An 18,091-nucleotide genomic window follows, 5' to 3' on the forward strand; every position below is an offset into this window, starting at 1 on the left:
CTTTGTGACGACGAAGGGGCGGCGCCGGAAGGCGCGTACAAGCGTTTTCGCCGCAGGCGAAAACCTTGGCGCAGGGCGAATTCACTTCGCCCGAGCATTTTAAATAACCAGGCCCCCATTGTGTGCCATCGCACACAATGGGAGGCTGGGCGACGTGGCCGAGTATCCCGGCATGAACGCTTTCTTCAACCTGAAGTAAGTTCTCCAATTTTGCAGCACAGCCGCCCGTTGGGCGGCTGTGTTTTTTCCTGCCCCTTCACACCGTGCCGGAGGAGAAATCGGTGACGGGCGGCCCGGTGTGCCGCCCCTACGGCATACCAGGAACCCTCGTGTATTCCGTAGGGGCCGACGGCTCGGCGGCCCGCCTGTTCACGGAAGATTTCCCATTACCGGCGGGAGGGGCAAGCCCCTCCCCTACCGTATCTTCAAAAGGTTCCACATATTTTGTAGGGACCAAGCACAGCGCCGGAGGAGAAATCGGTGACGGGCGGCCCGGTGTGCCGCCCCTACGGCATACCAGAAACCCTCATGCATTTCGTAGGGGCCGACGGCTCGGCGGCCCGCCTGTTCACGGAAGATTTCCTATTACCGGCGGGAGGGGCAAGCCCCTCCCCTACCGTATCTTCAAAAGGTTCCAGATATTTCGCAGGGGTCAGGCACAGCCGCCCAACGGGCGGCTGTGTTTTTCTCCGCCGGAAAAGCATGTTTCCTCTTGACAACAAATTTCTGCAAATGTAGAATATTCTTAGGAGTTCTGCAAATGCAAAAGTTTGGAGGCGACTGCTATGAAGGACTACCCCCGTCTGCCCGAATCGGAGCTGGACATCATGCTGGTCATCTGGGACCTGGGGGACCAGGCCGCCGCTCCGGCTATTCTGGAGCGGCTGGAGCGCCCCCTCACCGCCAGCGCGCTGCACAGCTATCTGAAACGGCTGGAGGACAAGGGCTACCTCGCCTGCACCAAGGAGGGCAAGACCAACCGGTACACCCCTCTGGTGAGCCGGGAGGCGTACCAGCGCCAGGAGGGAAAGACCATCCTGGGCAAGCTGTACGAGGGCTCCCTGAAACGATTTGCCGCCGCCCTCCACGACGGGGGCGCGCTGGACAAGTCGGATGTGGAGGAGCTGCGGGCCTATCTGGAGGAGCTGGAGGGAAAGGAGGGACAGTAAATGGAGGCGCTGTTTCTGCGGGTGGGCTGGATCTCTCTGACCTGCTCGGCGGTGCTGATCCCCCTGCTGGTGGGAAAGGGCTGGCTGCGGCAGCATGTGCGGGCCAGGGCATTGTACGTGGTCTGGCTCATTCTGGCCCTGCGTCTGGTGATCCCGGTGGACCTCTCTCTGCCCGAACCGGCGGTGACGGTGGAGGCCCCCAGCTATCAGGTGTCTCTCCCAGCTCGCGCGCCATCCGCCAATCTGCCCACTGCGCTCCCAACGGAGGAATCTGCGGCTGAGGCCGGCCAGACGGCCCCTGCGGCGGTTTCGGCGGTCCGAACCATCCCCGTCACCGCTTTGCTGTCCGCCCTGTGGCTCTTTGGCGCGCTGGCGGCGGCCCTGGTGCAGGGAGGCGGGTATCTGCTGGCCCGCCGGAGGCTGCTGCGAGACGCCCGGCCCGACTTGGAGGCGGAGGAGCAGGCAGGGCAGACGGCGGCCGGTCTGGGCTTGAAGCGTGCGGTCCCGGTCCGCCGGAGCGGGCAGGTCCGCACCCCCATGGTGCTGGGCCTCATTCGCCCGGTGCTCCTGCTGCCGGAGGGCCAGGCGGTGGACGAGGTGGTGCTGTGCCACGAGCTCACCCACCTGAAACGGCTGGATCTGGCCTACAAGGCCCTGCTGGTGGCCGCCTGCTGGCTCCACTGGTTCAACCCCCTGGTGTGGTGGATGAGCCGGGCGGCCAGCGAAAACCTGGAGCTGTGCTGTGACGACGACGTGGCGGCGGGCCGGGACGCGGCCTTCCGCCGGAAATACGGGGAGCTCCTCCTGTCCACGGCGGAGGAGAAGCCCGGCCCCACCCTGTCCAGCCGTTTCGGCGGGAGCAAACAGGCCATGCGGGACCGGCTGGCAAATCTGTTTGTGAAAAAGAAGCGGGGCCGCCTGCTGGCCTGCGCCGCTTTGGCGGTGCTGGCCCTGGTGGGCGGGCTGGTGGCCTGTGAGGGGCGGCCGGCCATGACTGACCAGGAGGCGGTGGAGGCTCTGAATGAAAGTGTGGATTTCTCCCTGAACGCCGAGGGTATGAACCTCTCCTTCACACTGCCGGAGGGAGAGCGGGATTGGGACATCCGGCTGAGTCAGAATGTTTCTTCAGAAGACCCAGATGTGATCCAGTCCTTTAATGAGACCCAGTGGACTCCCGGGGAGAGTTACTCCTTTTTCCTGCCCCGTGACATTCTGTTGGAGTACCCGCTGTCCTTGGACGTATCTCTCAATGAGGGGGCGGAGGGTTTTTCCATGGGACTTTCCTTCGGCACAGTGACTCTCATTGATCCGCAGACAGCTCTGGAACAGCTGCGCTCCAGCATCATCTACGACGGGGAGCGGGTGAGCTTTACCATCCCCGAGGGGGACCGGGAGTGGAACATCCATATCGCCGGACGGGCGGAGGTGGAGTGGCTGGGGGGAATGAGCCTCCACTTTCTGGACGGCACTGACTGGACGCCTGGGGAGACCTACTCCTTTGAATTGTCCTCGCTGGCCGCCCAGGACGTGACGGAACTGACCATGCATATCTTCCAGGGGACCCAGGAGTGGGAAATCGACCTGCTTCCCTATCTTCCCTATGTGAATTCAGAGTACGGATTCACTCTGACCCTGCCCCAAAGCTGGCGGGGTCAGGTGGAAATTCGGGAGGACGATCCCAACATGCAAAACGTGACCTGTGCGGCCAGTTTTTACATGCGGGACGCAGGGGACCAGGACTACGCCGGCTGGCTGGCGGGCGTTTACCGGTGTACCTCCCAGGAGTGGGAGGAGACCGAGGCGGCAGGGAACCCCTATGGTCTGCCGGTCTTGGCGGAAACTGGAGGATATGTGTTCTATGCCGCTGGTCCTACTGATTTGCCGGTGGATGAGAGCATCCCAGGAGCACTGGAGCGCTATGAGGAATTTTACGCTCAGGTGCCCGACCTGCTGGACAGTTTTTCCCTAATCAACGCCGAAGCCTATGCCGCCGCCCAGTCCTGGCTGGAGGAACAGGTGGCGGATGGAATGCCGGGCATCGCAGATTACCCCTGTCTGGAGGGCCGGGTGGAATCGCTGTACTATGAGGGAGCCTATGGGGACTATGAGGTCTACTCCTTTGTATACAGCCTGCGGACAGACCGCCCGGACCTGGTGGAGGAGGATGTGCTGACCGATGTGGACTCTCAAGGCTGGGTATCCCGCCCGTATTATGCCGCAACAGGGGGCTATCCCTACCTGCTGATGGAAAACGGCGACATCGCGGCAGTGTATTACAGCAACTCGGTTCCCTCCATCCCGGGGTTCTGGTATACATGCAGCGCCATCCCCCAGGAGGAACAGTATCGACTTGCGGCCATAGCGGCCTTTGCTCAGGCGGATGCTCTGGAACAGCTCTACTTGGGAAACCCCGACTGGGACCAGGAGCGCACCTTTACCCGGGAGGAGCTGGAGGCAGCTGGATACCAGGCGGAGACCGTGCCCCAGACCCCTTGGCGTCGGGTGGTGATCGACCCCTGGATCACCCAGGAGGAGTATCTCCGGAACACATTCCAGTCCCGCTTCTCTGCCAGCCTGACCCAGAGGCGGCTGGACACCATGTTTTCCGGACCGGACGCCCCCTATCTCTTTTATGAAGAGGACCTGTACTTCCGGGATGATGTCCCCTGCGGACCGGAGATTGAGTCCTACTCGGTGGACTGGGACAGCTTCTCCGTCACCCGCACCATCGACCAGCCGGACCTCCAGGGATTTGAATTTACCCTCTCTGGAACACGCGCACAAGGTGGCGGGCTGGAGAACGACACATGGACCTTCCTGCTGCAGGTGGATGAGCCAACCGTTCCGCAGTATTTTATGAGTTTTCAGACCTGGTTTGACGAGACGTGAAGGACTCCCTTGCCCTCTCCCCTAAAAACTGGTACAATAACACACAGCGGAACCCCGCTCCGGCGGCCGGCCGGAGCGGGGTCTTTTTCTGTCTTGGGGCAAATGTCCCGGAGGAGGTACTGCCATGTCCAAAGAAGCGCTCCAGCTGCTGCTGGGCTATCTGCTGCTGGTGAATCTCGCCGCCTTTGTCCTCATGGGCCTGGACAAGCGCCGGGCCAGGCGGGACAAATGGCGTATCTCGGAAAAAACGCTGTTTCTCCCGGCGGTGCTGGGCGGGAGCCTTGGGGCCATTCTGGGGATGCGCCTGTTTCACCACAAGACGAAGCACTGGTACTTCCGGTACGGCCTGCCCGCCCTTTTGGCGGTCCAGATCCTCCTGGGGGTTTTTCTGGGAAGGCAGCTTCCATTTTAATAAAAGCACAAATTGATGGCCAGTTTCTCTTGCTTTTTTGGTGATTTCTGCTATACTATAACATATCGCCCGGCGAAGCCGGGTGTGTAACCCCTGAAAGGAGACTGTTTCCCATGTATGATGCCCGTTTCAGCGGCGTGCTGCTGGCCGTCTCCTCCCTGCCGGGGCCCTATGGCATCGGCTCTCTGGGAGCGCCCGCCCGCCGCTTTGTGGATTTTCTGGCCGAGGCCGGCCAGACCTACTGGCAGATCCTGCCCCTGGTCCCCCCGGGGCACGGCAACTCCCCCTACATGTCCCCCTCCGCCTTTGCGGGAAATCCCTTCCTCATCGACCTGGACGAGCTGGCGGCGGAGGGCCTGCTCACCCAGCAGGAGCTGGACTCCGCCCGCCGGGACGCCCCCGACCGGGTGGACTACGCCTTTCTCCATGAGACCCGGATGGACCTGCTGGAGCTGGCCTTCCGGCGCTCCCTCACCCTCATGGAGACCGCCCCAGAGGAGCACCACCTGCCCTGGATCGGGGAGTACGCCCAGTTCGCCGCCCTCCACGACCGGTATGAGGGCAGCCCGGACCAGTGGCCGGAGGACGCCAAGCCCGACCCGGACCGGGTGGCCTTCCACACCTTCCTCCAGGACACCTTCTACCGCCAGTGGTTCCACTTGAAGGAGTACGCCAACCAGAAGCACATCCGCATTATGGGGGACGTCCCCTTCTATCTGTCCGCCGACAGCGCCGAGGTGTACTACCACCCGGAGCTGTTTCAGCTGGATGAGGACGGCCGCCTGGCTGCGGTGGCCGGGGTCCCCCCCGACGCCTTCACCGCCGACGGCCAGTTCTGGGGCAATCCTCTCTACGACTGGGAGGGCAACCGGCCGGCGGTCTTTGCCTTCTGGAAGGAGCGCATCCAGTGGTGCGCCCGTATGTACGACGCCATCCGCATCGACCACTTCCGGGCCTTCCACACCTACTGGTCGGTGCCCGCCGGGGCGGAGAGCGCCAAGGAGGGCCACTGGGAGCCGGGTCCGGGGATGGCCCTGCTCAACCTGCTCCAGGCCGCCGCCCCCAAGCTGGAGCTCATCGCCGAGGACCTGGGCAACCTGGACCTGGACGCCCTGGAGTTTGTCCGCAGCTGCGGCATCCCCGGTATGAAGGTGATGGTTTTTGCCTTCGACCCCAACGGGGAGAGCGCCTATCTGCCCCACAACTGCCAGCCCTTCTCGGTGGTCTACACCGGCACCCACGACACCCAGACCTTTGTCCAGTTCCTCAACGAGGCCTGGCCGGAGGAGTCCGGCTTCGCCCGCCGCTACCTGCGCCTGCGGGAGGACGAGGGGCTGGGCTGGGGGGTCATCTCCGGGGCCTGGGCCTCCGGGAGCTACCTGGCCATCGCCCCCCTCCAGGACGTGCTGGGCCTGGGCGGAGACGCCCGGATGAACACCCCCGGCACTGTGGGGGATCACAACTGGTCCTGGCGGGTGCGCGCCGATGCCCTGAACCCCTATGTGTCCGGCAAGCTGCGGGAAATCACCCGCACCTACCGCCGCTGCCTGTAACCTACTTTCTTTGAAAAAGAAAGTAGGCAAAGAAATTTTCTGCGAAACTTCGTTTCGCCTCTTGCAGTTCTAAAAGTCTCGCCGTTCGCCGGAGGTTTTCGCCGTCTGCACTTCTAAAGCCTTCCCCTTGAGGGCCGACTCCCCTTGTCAAGGGGGAGATAGAGGGGATAGGGCCAGGTACCCCTGAAGGGGGCAGATGAGGGGACAGTCTGAGGAGCTGGCATCGTTAGAAGAATACTGTATGGCGGGGGCTTGCCCCCGCCGCCCCCAGAGATTTTTGCCTCTTCCGTAGGGCGCGGTCTCCCAGACGCGCCACTCCTGGAGGTTCTCGCAGGGGATTTCGCCGCCCCGGCAGAGAGTTGCTGTTTTGGCGGGGAGATTTCGCCGCCTGCGGGCGGCGAGTTTCTTTCCCAGCGATGGGAAAGAAACCAAAGGATCGCCGGGGGACGGCTCAGGATGGACACTCCGTGTCCATATTCGCCCTCCCTATCCCCTCTGGCCTTCGGCCATCTCCCCTTGACAAGGGGAGTCGGCCCCCGGTCCCCCATTACGGGGGAGGCGTACCTGCAAGGTTGTGTAAAATTTCCGGCGCGCAAAATTTGAGTGGCGATTTGCGTTTCCTCCCGGGCCACTGGGCCCTGGCTTCCCCAAAATTTCAGTCTGTGCGGTTTCTGTTCCGCGCCTGGCTTTACCGAGCAAACGCTCCCAGTGCGCATACCGCCGTAGGGGCGACCCTTGCGGTCGCCCTCAGCCTTCCCCTTTAGGGGAAGGTGCCGAGCGAAGCGAGGCGGATGAGGTCCGTAGGGGCGGCACACCTGGGCCGCCCGCGGGCCGGCCGGTGTCCGCCCCCTACGAAAAAGAAGGAACCGCTTTCAGTTTCGCCGTAGGGGCGGGTGTCCTCACCCGCCCGCCCAGGGCTCAAATTCACCCCCGAAAAACTGTATGGGCGGCCCCATGTGGCCGCCCGCTGTACTTGTCCCCGCCGCGTTTGATCCGCAAAAAAACCACGCCGTGGAACTCAGAAGAGCTCCACGGCGCGGTTTTTAATTCGCTTATTCTTTACTCTCGTCCTCGTCGGAGGGCTGACTGTCCTCCGGTCTGGGGGCGTCCTCCGCTGTCGGGGGGGCGTTCTCCTCCGCAGCGTCCGGCTCCGGCTGTCCCTCGTCCGGCTGCTCCTCAGCGGCGGGCTGTCCGCCCTCCGGCTGAGAGCCGTCGGGAGCATGCTCCTCCCCCTCTCCCAGGGGAACGGGGGGCTTGATCTCCTCGCTGACGATGTGGATGTTCTTGGCGGGGGGCTCGATATCCCCGGGCAGCGGCTTCTTTTTCTCCGACTGCCGGGTGGAGGCGTAGGCGTCCTCCACCAGGGCGGGGTCCCGGCCCTCGATGATGGCCACCATCTCGCCGCCGGTGATGGTCTCCTTCTCCAGGAGGTAGGCCACCACCTTGTGCATGTCCTCCAGGTTGTCCTGGATGAGGGCCACAGCGTCCTTGTAGCACTGGTCCAGGATGACCTTGACCTCCTTGTCCATGATGGCCGCCGTCTCCTGGGCGCAGTCCAGGCCGTAGCCGCCGTCCAGATACTGGTTGCGGATGGAGCCCAGGGCCATCATGCCGAACTCGTCGCTCATGCCGAACATGGCAACCATGTTCCGGGCGATGTTGGTGGCCTCCTGGATATCCTGGGAGGCGCCGTTGGTCATGGTGTGCATGACCACCTCCTCGGCGGCCCGGCCGCCCATGGAGACGGTGATCTTGGCCATGAGCTCTTCCTTGGTGCGCAGGTTGGTCTTGTCCTCCTCGGGCATGAGCAGGGTGTAGCCCAGAGAGCCCTCGGTGTGGGGGACAATGGTGATCTTTTGCACCGGCTCGGCGTTTTTCTGCTTGTAGGCCACCATGGCGTGGCCCACCTCGTGATAGGCCACCAGCTTCTTCTCGAACTCGGTGAGCACGGAATTTTTCTTCTCGCTGCCGGCGATGACGAACTCGAAGGAGGCCAGCAGGTCCTCCTGGGTCACCAGCCTCCGGCCGTGGCGCACCGCCCGGAGGGCGGCCTCGTTCACCAGGTTGGCCAGGTCGGCGCCCACGCACCCGGCGGTGGCCAGGGCGATCTTCTTCAGGTCCACGTCCTCGGACAGCTTGATCTTCCGGGTGTGCACCTGGAGGGTGGCCAGGCGGCCGGCCAGGTTGGGCCGGTCGATGGTGATGCGCCGGTCGAAGCGGCCGGGCCGCAGCAGGGCCTTGTCCAGCACCTCGGGCCGGTTGGTGGCGCCCAGGACGATGATGCCCTTGCCGGGGTCAAAGCCGTCCAGCTCGGCCAGCAGCTGGTTCAGGGTCTGCTCCCGCTCGTCGTTGCCGCCCATGCGGTTGTCGCGGGACTTGCCGATGGTATCGATCTCGTCGATGAAGATGATGCAGGGGGCCATCTTGGCGGCCTCTTTGAACAGATCCCGGACCCGGGCCGCGCCCATGCCCACGAACATCTCCACGAAATCGGAGCCGCTGATGGAGAAGAAGGGCACTCCCGCCTCTCCGGCCACCGCCTTGGCCAGCAGGGTCTTGCCGGTGCCCGGCGGGCCCACCAGCAGAGCGCCCTTGGGCAGCTTGGCGCCGATCTCGGTGTACTTCTGGGGGTTGTGCAGGATGTCGATGATCTCCTGGAGGGACTCCTTGGCCTCGTCCTGACCGGCCACGTCCAGGAAGGTGACGCCGGTCTTTTTCTCCACGTAGACCTTGGCGTTGGACTTGCCCAGGTTGCCCATGCCGCCGATGCCGCCCTTGCCGCCCACGCCCCGGAACAGGAACCAGAACAGGCCCACCATAATGAGAACGGGCAGCACATAGGCCAGGAACAGGTTCAGCAGGTACAGCGAGCTGTCCACCGGCTGAGAATAGTAGGACTCGCCGTCCTGATAGTTCAGGTGCTCGTCCAGCAGGTCATTCAGACTATCGTCCGTGAGGCTGTCCGGGCGAATGGTCACATACTGGACGGGCTCACTGGGGTCCTGCTGGCGGGTGGGGATGAGAGACTGCATCAGCTCCTGAGTCTGGCTGCTGGTGTCGGACTGTTCACTCTGGGGCAGCTCCACCTCCACGCCCTCCTTCAGGGTAAAGGTGATCTGACTGCTTTCAATCAGTACAGTTTGAATCTTGTCCTCCACCAGCCACTCCCGAAAGGCGTTGTAAGGGACCGTGATGGTGTTGGCGTTCTCATAGGAGGACATGCAGCCCCGGAACAGCAGCGTCAGGAACAGGGCCCACAGGACAATGCTCACCAGTCCGAACGCGTTGCGCCGGTTGTTGCTGCCGCCTCCTCTGTTGGGATTGTTGTTGTTTCTTTTGTCTGGCTTCAAGGGAGAATACCTCCGTCAAATCTGCAAAACAGAAATTCCATGGACCCGGGCACGGGAAAATCCCTGTGCCGCCGCGTCTTTGCGGGCGGGTCCAAGTCTTTTATACTATAACACACTATCCCTTTAAAAACAAGAAATCGGGCTGTAAACTTTCTGTGAAAGTGAAGGGGTAAACGATTGGGCGTACCTTTGTGCAGGGACAGTGGGGCCCGGAGAGGGGCAAAACAGCTCCTCTCCGGGCCCGGTTGGCACTGATTTTGATGGGTGCTCCCCCGCTCAGGGCTTGCACGTCCCGCAGGGGGAGTACCCCTGGTCCAGGAGGGACTGGCGGGAGCCGGTGTAGTCCTGGCGGTTGGCGGGGTTCATGTTCTCCACCCCGGAGCAGTCGGGCAGGTGGAATTTTTTCGAGTTGGTATTGAGCACGTAGTGCTGCTCCGTCTCCCCGCCGGCCTGCCCGCCGGAGGAGGCGGTACCGGAGCTCTGGGGCTCCTCCCCGTCCAGCCAGCTCTCCCCGGTGGCGTAGTCGATGGCAATACCCGGCTGGTTGTTGTAGCAGTAGACATGGAAGCACACGCCCTCGCCGCCGTCCTCCACCGAGAGGGCCTCCAGTTCCACCCCACGGGCCACCAGCTCCGTGCCGGAGAACACCGGGGTCACCCGGTAGAGCACGTGGTTCCCCGTCTCCTTCACGTAGTCGGCCACCAGATTTTCAAAGGGGAGCATCCCCTCCACATTCAGGTACCGGGTGCCGGTAATCAGGTTCTCCTCGTTGGCGTTCTCCCCGGTGAGCTGGAACCCGATGAGGTGGCAGCGGTTGTAGAGGTAGCCCCCGTCCACCAGCTCGGTGTCGTACTTGGCGGTCTGCCAGCCGGAGGGTTTTACGCTGCTGATGGACTCCCGGTCCTCAGTGGGCATGGTGTCCAGCCCCACGCTGGCCCAGGCCGTGCCGCACCGGCCCAGGGCGTCCAGGGGGCTGTACTCCTCAAAGCCCTGGGCGGCCTGGTCCAGCTCCTCCTGGGTAAAGTCGGGCTGGTTGTCGCTGAGTACCACATAGGGCTCGCCGGAGAAGGCCGGCAGGTCCTCCAGAGAGAAGGAGGTCTGGGTCCCCCCGGGCGCAGCCCCGCAGGCGGACAGGAGCAGGCACAGGAGCAGAAACAGGGACAGGGAAACTTGCTGGATACGCTTCATCGCTGGTAAATCTCCTTTGTAATCACGTCGTGGGAAGATCCGGGAAATTCCGTCCGGCCGGTCAGGGTCCAGCCCTCCGGGGGCAGAGCGATCCTCCGGTCGGAGGGGTAGTGCCGGTTCCACCGGTAGAGGATGAGCCTCTCCGCCCGCTCCAGGGCGGGGCTTGGGCCGGTGAGCTCCAGAAAGCACAGGTCCTCCGGACCCGCCTGGGTCCAGGGCTCCTCCGCCGTGCGGATGTGTCCGGCCTCCTGGGGGAACAGGGGGCGGGAGTAGGGCTCCACCCAGAGGGTGCATTCCCTGGCCTGCGTCAGCAGGTCGGCGGACACCGCCCGGTCCCGGCTCTGCCGGCGGCGGTTGAAGGACAGGCCGCCCCGGTCGTCCACACAGAATGCGAGGGTCACGGTCATCCCTCCTGGTACAAATGTTTGAGTGGTATCAGTATACCATCCCCGGGGCGGATTGGCAAGGTTTTCTTGGGGCGGTCTCGTCCGCCTCCCCTTGACGGGAGGGTCCGGGACCGGTATGCTCAAAAAAACGGAATCTGTTTGCAGCACCGCCCTCCCCCGGTGCGTATATAGGGGCAGAGAGACACAAAGGAGGGATCGAGATGGACGACCAGGCGTTGATCCGGGCGCTTCAGGCCGGAGAGCGCGCCGCCCTGCGCCGGACCATGGAGGTCTACGCCGGCTACACGTCGGCGGTGCTGGGCAACACCCTGCGGGGGCAGGCCAGCCGGGAGGACCTGGAGGAGCTGCTGTCCGACGTGTTCCTGTCCCTGTGGCGGAGCCGGGAGGGGCTGGACCCGGAGAAGTCCCTGAAATCCTGGCTGGCGGCGGTGGCCCGGAACCGGGCGGTGGACTTTCTCCGCCGGAAAAGGGAGACCCACCCGGTGCCCGACGGCCTCCCCGACCCCGCCCCCGGCCCGGAGGAGCAGGCGGAGCGGCGGGAGGCGGAGGAGCGGCTGCGGGCCCTGGTGGAGGACATGGAGGAGCCCGACCGCACATTGTTTCTCCGGTACTACTATGAGGAGGAGCCGCTGGACCAGGTGTGCCGGGACCTGAAGATGCGCCCGTCCACCGCCCGGTCCCGGCTGTGCCGGGGGCGCAGGAAGCTGAAGGAGCGTCTGACCCAGGAAGGAGGGATGCTGGATGCGCAGTCACATCCATGAGCTGTGGGAGGACCTGGAGCTGTCCCCCCAGTACCCGGAGCCCGGCCTGGACCGGGTCATGGACCGGGTGATGGACCAGATTAAGGCGGAGGAGCCGGAACTCCCGGCCAGCCAGACCAGAAGGAGGAGACCCATGCACAAGAAGAAACTATTGCTGTCCCTGGCGGCCGCCCTGGTGGTGCTCACCGGGTCGGCGGTGGCGGTGGGGAACCATCTGGGTCTTCTGGATGTGTTTTTTAAAGGGGACACCAGCGGACTGGAGCCCTATGTCCAGACGGAACTGGGCAGTGCGGAAAACGAGGACTTCCGCTTTACCGTGGACAGCGCCTACTACGACGGTATGAACGTGTACGCCACCGTCACCATTGAAGGCCTGAATGAGGAAGCGGTGGACGATTTGATGCACAGCCGCTCCGACGGGGAGTTCCACCGGGAGATGTGGGGGGACGAGATGGCGGAGCACCTGATGGAGACAGGCGGCACCGGGCCGGACACCATTATGTGCAACCAGCGGGAAGTTGTCGAGACCGCCGGTGTATACAACGGCGGCAGCATGGGCGCCAATCAAATCTCCAGCACGCAGACTGCCCGCTGCTTGAAGGTGGATGTGGGCTTCCGGGAGTGGATGGGAGCCATGGATACTCCCCTGGAGCTGTGGGTGGGCTTCATGGGCCGGGAGTATTCCGTGGAAATCCCCCTGGATACCGTGGTGGGCTCCGCACATCTGGAACCAAACCAGGAATTTTTGTTCAATCCCCTTACGGATCAACGGGCCATTTTGACCGAGGTCACCCTCACCCCCACCCAGCTGTACTATGAAATCCAGACCGTGGGGGAGATGAAAACGGATACGGGCTGGGACGTGATGGATGGCCGCTTTGTGCTGAAAATGAAGGACGGCTCCCTGATTACCTCATCCCAGCTGCACGGTCTTCCTAGCGGAGGAAAAAATGGCTGGGATGACGGAGAATTTGCCTACGGAGTGGAGTTCCACAAGGTGCGGTTCTCCGACGTGAGCGAGGTGGAGGCCATCATTTTCGGGGACACAGAATTTCCCCTGGATGGCTCCGAGCCCACCCTTGCGGATGAGAGCCAACGCTTCTACCCCTTCTATGTCCCCCGGTACGACGAGAACGGGCCGTGGTGCACCGATGTGGAGGCCTTGTGCCGGGGCCTGGGGGCGGAGTATATCTGGGATGAGGACACCCAGACTGCCACCGCCACCTACCGGGACGTGACTATTCAGATGACTGTGGGCAGCAGCCAAGTCCTGGTGAACGGGAAACCCGTTGAGCTGACCGGCAGCATATGGGACGAGGAACTCCAGGATTGGATCGATGATGTTCCCCTGCCCATCGCGCGGGAGGACGGGATGCTCCTTGCCCCCACCTACTTGTTCTACAACTGGAGCGCTATCGGAGATACATGGGACGTCAGTATCAGCTATCTCCATGTGGACGGTCAAGTCAACCAAGACCCCGACCGGTTAGTGGTCCTCCCCTAACTGTATACAGACGAAGCCCCCGGGCCGCTGGCCCGGGGGCAGTTTTATGTGGCGGAGGCGGTTTTCCAGTGCTTCTTCCAGAAGCGCAGGAGCAGGAGCCCGGCCAGAATCCCCGCCAGCAGAGAGCTCCCCGCGAAGTTCAGCCAGATGCCGGTGAGCCCGAAGGGGGACAGGGCGGCCAGCAGCAGAACCGGGAAGATCAGGGCGGTGGAGATGGAGATGAGGGAGGCCTCCCCCGCCCGCTCCAGGGCGGTCATAAAGCTCTGACAGGCGAAGGAGAACCACCGGGTCACATAGGTGAAGGCAAACAGCTGGATGGCCAGCCGGGCGGTGGCCAGGAAGCCCTCGTCCATCCCGGACAGGAACAGGGCGGTGATCTGATCGGGGAACAGGAACATGACCACCGCGGACAGCAGAGAGATGACGGCGGCGGCGGAGAAGCAGTACTTCTCAATGGCCAGGATGCGGCCCTTGCTGCCCGCCCCCCAGTTGTAGCTGACGGCGGGCTGGAGGGAGTCGCAGCAGCCGTACATGAGGGGCTGAATGAGGCCGTCCACATACATGAGGATGCCGTAAATGGACACGGCGTTCTGTCCCCCCACCCGCAGCAGCACCGCGTTCATGATGATGGAGGTGACACGGCCGGAGATATTGTTCAGGAAGTTGGGGCTGCCGCAGGCCACGATCTGCTTCACCATGGGCACGGAGAATCTGGGCCGGCAGAACTTCAGCTGCAGCTTCCCCCGGGCAAAGGGGTACAGGGCGATGGCCACGCAGGCGATCATGCCCAGGGAGGAGGCCAGGGCCGCCGCCCAGATGCCCCATTTCAGCACCGCCAGCAGGAAAAACTCCAGCACGGCGGTGAGAATGGACATGAGGATGTTCAGCCACATGCTCATGCGGATCTTGCCGCAGATGCGCAGATAGTTGTCCGAGGCAAAGATAATGGTGGTAAGGGGGGAGAGCAGGGCGTACACCCGCAGGTACTGCACCGCCAGCGCGGCCAGCTCCGGCTCCGCCCCCAGCAGCTGAAAGAGGAGGGGTGCGGCGAAGAACAGCACCGCCCCGATGAGGGCCCCCGTCCCCACGATCATCAGACAGGCGCAGGTAAAAATATTGTTGGCCGCCTTCTCCTCCTTCTGACCCAGCCGCACCGAGATGGGCACGGCGGAGCCCACGCCGATGAGGTCGGCCAGGGCAAAGTTGATGATGACAAAGGGCATGGCCAGGTTGATGGCGGCGAAGGCGGTGTCCCCCAGCACCTGGCCCACCAGAATGCCGTCAATGAGCTGATAGAGGGCGGAGGCCAGCATGCCGATGGCCCCCGGCAGGGCCGCGAGCACAAAGAGTTTGCCGGGCGGGGTTTTGGCAAATAGCGTGTTGTGGTCCATATTGCGTCTATTTCAACTCCGTTCGATCAAAAATTTCCCGTTGAAATTCCTGGGTCATGTTCCGGGTCAGCACCTCAACGGCCTTTACAAATTCCGAGGAGTACTCCCCCAGGGTGCGGGATATGGCCCGCTCCTCCGCCTGATAGATGGGCCGGAGCACCTTTTGGGCATAGGCCCGCCCGGCGGCGGTGAGGGTGATGTTTTTCTCCCGGGAGTGCCCGCTGGGGACCAGAGAGAGGTAGCCCGCGTCTGTGTACTCCTTGACAATGGTGTTGATGGTGGTCTTTGGGATCAGAAGCTCCTCAGCCAGCTGCTTCTGGGAACAGGGCGGGCCGTTGTCCAGGGTGTACAGCAGCGAGAGGGCGTTCTCCTTCACCCCCAGGCGGCGGGCCGCCAGATAGTACAGGCCGTCTATCTTGTTGCAGCAGACGTAAAAGCGGTCCAAAAACGACCGGCTGGATTCCATCGCCATCCCTCCTCAGACAGATAATTCGGATTCGTACCAGTACAGGATTATAGTACGGATTCGGATTAAAGTCAAGAGGGATTTTCAAACCGGTTGCGCCCTCCCCGCCTCCCGTGCTATACTGGGAGGCAGAAACTGACATTGGCAAGGAGCGCGTATCCATGAAGTATTTGATCTATGGGGCCGGGGGCATCGGGGGCTGTCTGGCCGCCTTCCTGGCCCAGGGTGGAAAGGACGTGTCCCTCATCGCCCGGGGCGCCCACCTGGAGGCCATTCAGAAAAACGGACTGGTGCTGGAGACCGGCCACGGCGCCTTCGCCGTCCCGGTGCGGGCCTGTGAGCAGGAGCAGGTGACCGACAAGCCGGACGTGATCTTTGTGTGCGTGAAGGGCTACTCCCTGGAGGGGACCCTCCCCACCCTGAAGCGGCTCTCGGACGGGCACACCATCGTCATTCCCCTGCTGAACATCTACGGCACCGGCGCCCGGCTCCAGCCGGAGCTCTCCCCCGCCCTGGTCACCGACGGGTGCATCTACATCGCCGCCGAGATCAAGGCCCCCGGCACCGTCCACATGAGCGGAGACATCTTCCGGGTGGTGTTCGGCCCCCGCACGCCGGAGGAGTACCGCCCGGAGCTGGAGGAGGCCGCCCGGGACCTGAACGACTGCGGAATCGAGGGCATTTTGTCCCAAAACATCCAGCGGGACGCGCTGATGAAGTTCTCGGTGGTGTCCCCCATGGCGGCCTGCGGCATCTACCACAACATCCAGGTGGGGGGCATGCAGGCGCCGGGGCAGCCCCGGGAGGACTTTAAGGCGCTGGTGGCGGAGGTCGGGGCCCTGGCCCAGGCCATGGGCTTCCCCTTCCCCGAGGACCCGGTGGCCCGGAATCTGGCCATCCAGGACGCCCTGGACCCGGACGCCTCCACCTCCCTGAAGCGGGACCTGGACGCGGGAAAACCCTCCGAGGTGGACGGGCTCATCTTTGAGGTGGTCCGCCTGGGCCGGAAGTACCACGTCCCCACCCCCATGTACGACAGGGTGGCCGCCAAGCTGGGCTTCAACTTGGAGGAGTAACCATGCTCAATACAACGCTCTGTTATATCCGTCGGGGTGATGACTACCTGATGCTCCACCGGATCAAGAAGAAAAACGACCTGAATCAGGACAAGTGGATCGGCATCGGCGGCAAGTTCGAGGACAAGGAGAGCCCGGAGGACTGCCTCCTCCGGGAGGCCCGCGAGGAGACCGGCCTCACCCTCACCGACTACCGCTACCGGGGGATCGTCACCTTTGTCTCCGACCGCTGGCCCACCGAGTATATGCACCTGTTCACCGCCGACGGCTTCACCGGGGAGCTGAAGGAGTGCGCCGAGGGGGTGCTGGAGTGGATTCCCCGGGACCGCCTGCTGGAGATCCCCCACTGGGAGGGGGACGCCATCTTCCTGGACCTGATCGCCCGGGAGGACCAGCCCTTCTTCTCCCTGAAGCTGTGCTATGAGGGGGACGCCCTGGTGGAGGCGGTGCTGGACGGCAGACATATAAAAGGAGGTTCCGCGCCATGATCTATACCATTCAGAATGAATTTCTCACCGTCCGGGTGGAGGACCTGGGGGCCCAGCTCTCCTCCATCCAGGCCCCCGACGGCACCGAGTACCTGTGGCAGGGCGACCCGGACATCTGGGCCCGCCGGGCCCCCATCCTGTTCCCCTTCATCGCCCGGCTGCGGGAGAACACCTACTGTCTGGACGGACAGCCCTACGCCATCTCCACCCACGGCTTTGCCCGGGACATGGTGTTCTCCCTGGTAGAGCAGGGGGAGGACCACATCTCCCTCCAGCTCGCCGACACCCCGGAGACCCGGAAGGTCTACCCCTTCTCCTTCTCCCTGACGGTGACCTACACCCTGGAGGGGAACCGCCTGAAAAAGTGCCACCGGGTGGAGAACCGCTCGGACAAGGACATGTACTACGAGCTGGGGGCCCACGACGGCTTCCGGGCCCCGGTGGAGCCCGGCGTCCCCATGTCCAGCTGGTCCATCCGCCTGCCCGGCGTGGAGCGCGTCCAATTTTACGGCATGGATGAGAGCTGCACCCTCACCCCCAAGGGGGAGGCCATCCCCCTTGAGAACGGGAAGCTCCCCCTCACCCCCTCCACTTACGGGCTGGACACCATGGTGCTGGACCGCCCGCCTCGGGCCACGGCCCAGCTGGTGGACGGCTGGGGCCACCCCCGGGTGACGGTGGAGTTCCCCGACTTCGACTATCTGGGGCTTTGGACGGCGGATAAACCCTTCGACACGGGGTATGTGTGCATCGAGCCCTGGTCCTCCCTCCCCGACGCAACTTTCGTGGGGCGGGAGCTGTCCCAAAAGGCTGGGGTGCGCCGCTTGGCCCCCGGTGAGAACGAGGAGCTGTCCTATCTCACCACCATCAACCATCGAGACAAGGAGGAAGATGGATGAAACCGGAATATGTGAATACCTTTGCTCTGCGCAAAGTGGTCAATAAGGACGGTGAGGCGCTGGAGATCACCCTGGACGCCTCCCACAAGTATATGGAAAACAATGTCACTGTCACCTCCAACGGTCTGGAGAACGTAGCCACCCCCGCCTCCGACCAAGTGGCCTCACTGGTAATGAACCGGCAAACCGCCATCTCCCTGCGAAATCTGCTGGTCCAGACTTTGGATGGAGAGACCTGAAAAAAATTCACCACTCTCGGGTGAATGCCGGCGAGGCAGTGTCAAACGCGAATTAAACTGAACGGCTGACGAATTGGTACGGTTAAAAGAACCGGCGTGCTATTTCATTGCGAAATAACACGCCGGTTTTCCACGCACCTGTGCCAGCTTTGGATGGGACGACTAAAATCAGTCTTTGTTATTGATAGAATCGTTGCAGGAGAACTGCCCGACCGGCCTTCTGGCCGGCGGCGCTTTTGCGCCGTACGAGTGTTTTGCCGCAGGCAAAACCTCGGCGCAGGCGGAATCCACTTCCGCCG

Annotated in this window: 15 protein-coding genes; 10 read left to right on the top strand and 5 right to left on the bottom strand. The window is 63.1% G+C overall.

The window, feature by feature from the left end; all coding sequences use genetic code 11:
- The first annotated feature begins 785 nt into the window (after positions 1-785).
- From B5F19_RS08340 to B5F19_RS08355, 4 genes are all read left to right on the top strand, one after another.
- A complete protein-coding gene (locus B5F19_RS08340; protein ID WP_087289646.1) occupies positions 786-1,169 on the top strand; it encodes a BlaI/MecI/CopY family transcriptional regulator in 384 nt (127 codons plus the stop codon).
- Positions 1,170-4,058: a M56 family metallopeptidase gene (locus B5F19_RS08345; RefSeq protein WP_087289647.1), complete on the top strand. Its 2,889-nt coding sequence runs from the start codon at positions 1,170-1,172 to the stop codon at positions 4,056-4,058.
- A gap of 124 nt (positions 4,059-4,182) precedes the next feature.
- Positions 4,183-4,470: a DUF1294 domain-containing protein gene (locus tag B5F19_RS08350; RefSeq protein WP_087289648.1), complete on the top strand. Its 288-nt coding sequence runs from the start codon at positions 4,183-4,185 to the stop codon at positions 4,468-4,470.
- 113 nt (positions 4,471-4,583) lie between these two features.
- Positions 4,584-6,023 (top strand): 4-alpha-glucanotransferase, encoded by a 1,440-nt coding sequence (locus tag B5F19_RS08355; RefSeq protein WP_087289649.1) that lies wholly within the window; start codon positions 4,584-4,586, stop codon positions 6,021-6,023.
- A gap of 1,052 nt (positions 6,024-7,075) precedes the next feature.
- Here the strand turns inward: B5F19_RS08355 and ftsH are convergent.
- From ftsH to B5F19_RS08370, 3 genes are all read right to left on the bottom strand, one after another.
- The gene (gene ftsH, locus B5F19_RS08360) at positions 7,076-9,373 is read right to left on the bottom strand and encodes an ATP-dependent zinc metalloprotease FtsH (protein WP_087289650.1); all 2,298 of its coding nucleotides are present in this window, start codon (positions 9,371-9,373) and stop codon (positions 7,076-7,078) included.
- Positions 9,374-9,649: 276 nt separating this feature from the next.
- Entirely contained in the window at positions 9,650-10,561 is a 912-nt protein-coding gene (locus B5F19_RS08365; RefSeq protein WP_087289651.1) for a DNA/RNA non-specific endonuclease, read from the bottom strand.
- Positions 10,558-10,962 (bottom strand): ribonuclease Z, encoded by a 405-nt coding sequence (locus tag B5F19_RS08370; RefSeq protein WP_140394190.1) that lies wholly within the window; start codon positions 10,960-10,962, stop codon positions 10,558-10,560. The genes B5F19_RS08365 and B5F19_RS08370 overlap by 4 nt, the downstream gene beginning before the upstream one ends.
- A gap of 206 nt (positions 10,963-11,168) precedes the next feature.
- Between B5F19_RS08370 and B5F19_RS08375 the strand changes: the two genes are divergently transcribed.
- Together B5F19_RS08375 and B5F19_RS08380 are read left to right on the top strand one after the other, a co-directional pair.
- A complete protein-coding gene (locus B5F19_RS08375) occupies positions 11,169-11,729 on the top strand; it encodes a sigma-70 family RNA polymerase sigma factor (protein WP_087289653.1) in 561 nt (186 codons plus the stop codon).
- Positions 11,710-13,233: a copper amine oxidase N-terminal domain-containing protein gene (locus B5F19_RS08380; protein WP_087289654.1), complete on the top strand. Its 1,524-nt coding sequence runs from the start codon at positions 11,710-11,712 to the stop codon at positions 13,231-13,233. The genes B5F19_RS08375 and B5F19_RS08380 overlap by 20 nt, the downstream gene beginning before the upstream one ends.
- 44 nt (positions 13,234-13,277) lie before the next feature.
- Here the strand turns inward: B5F19_RS08380 and B5F19_RS08385 are convergent, their stop codons facing one another.
- Both B5F19_RS08385 and B5F19_RS08390 read right to left on the bottom strand, forming a co-directional pair.
- Positions 13,278-14,624, bottom strand: coding sequence for an MATE family efflux transporter (locus B5F19_RS08385; RefSeq protein WP_087289655.1), 1,347 nt, complete (start codon positions 14,622-14,624; stop codon positions 13,278-13,280).
- A 7-nt stretch (positions 14,625-14,631) separates the two neighbouring features.
- On the bottom strand, positions 14,632-15,090 hold the full coding sequence (locus tag B5F19_RS08390; RefSeq protein WP_087289656.1) for a MarR family transcriptional regulator: 459 nt from the start codon (positions 15,088-15,090) through the stop codon (positions 14,632-14,634).
- 161 nt (positions 15,091-15,251) lie between these two features.
- On the opposite strand from B5F19_RS08390, the gene B5F19_RS08395 reads away from it, so the two are divergent.
- From B5F19_RS08395 to B5F19_RS08410, 4 genes are read left to right on the top strand one after another with little or no spacing between them, the layout of a single operon-like run.
- Positions 15,252-16,166 (top strand): ketopantoate reductase family protein, encoded by a 915-nt coding sequence (locus B5F19_RS08395; protein WP_087289657.1) that lies wholly within the window; start codon positions 15,252-15,254, stop codon positions 16,164-16,166.
- A gap of 2 nt (positions 16,167-16,168) precedes the next feature.
- On the top strand, positions 16,169-16,654 hold the full coding sequence (locus B5F19_RS08400; RefSeq protein ID WP_087289658.1) for an 8-oxo-dGTP diphosphatase: 486 nt from the start codon (positions 16,169-16,171) through the stop codon (positions 16,652-16,654).
- Positions 16,651-17,553, top strand: coding sequence for an aldose 1-epimerase family protein (locus B5F19_RS08405; protein WP_087289659.1), 903 nt, complete (start codon positions 16,651-16,653; stop codon positions 17,551-17,553). Before B5F19_RS08400 ends, B5F19_RS08405 begins: the two co-directional genes overlap by 4 nt.
- A complete protein-coding gene (locus B5F19_RS08410; protein WP_087289660.1) occupies positions 17,550-17,792 on the top strand; it encodes a hypothetical protein in 243 nt (80 codons plus the stop codon). Before B5F19_RS08405 ends, B5F19_RS08410 begins: the two co-directional genes overlap by 4 nt.
- Positions 17,793-18,091 lie beyond the last annotated feature (299 nt).

Origin of the sequence: Pseudoflavonifractor sp. An184 (assembly GCF_002160305.1) — a bacterium.
GTDB lineage: Bacteria > Bacillota > Clostridia > Oscillospirales > Oscillospiraceae > Lawsonibacter > Lawsonibacter pullicola.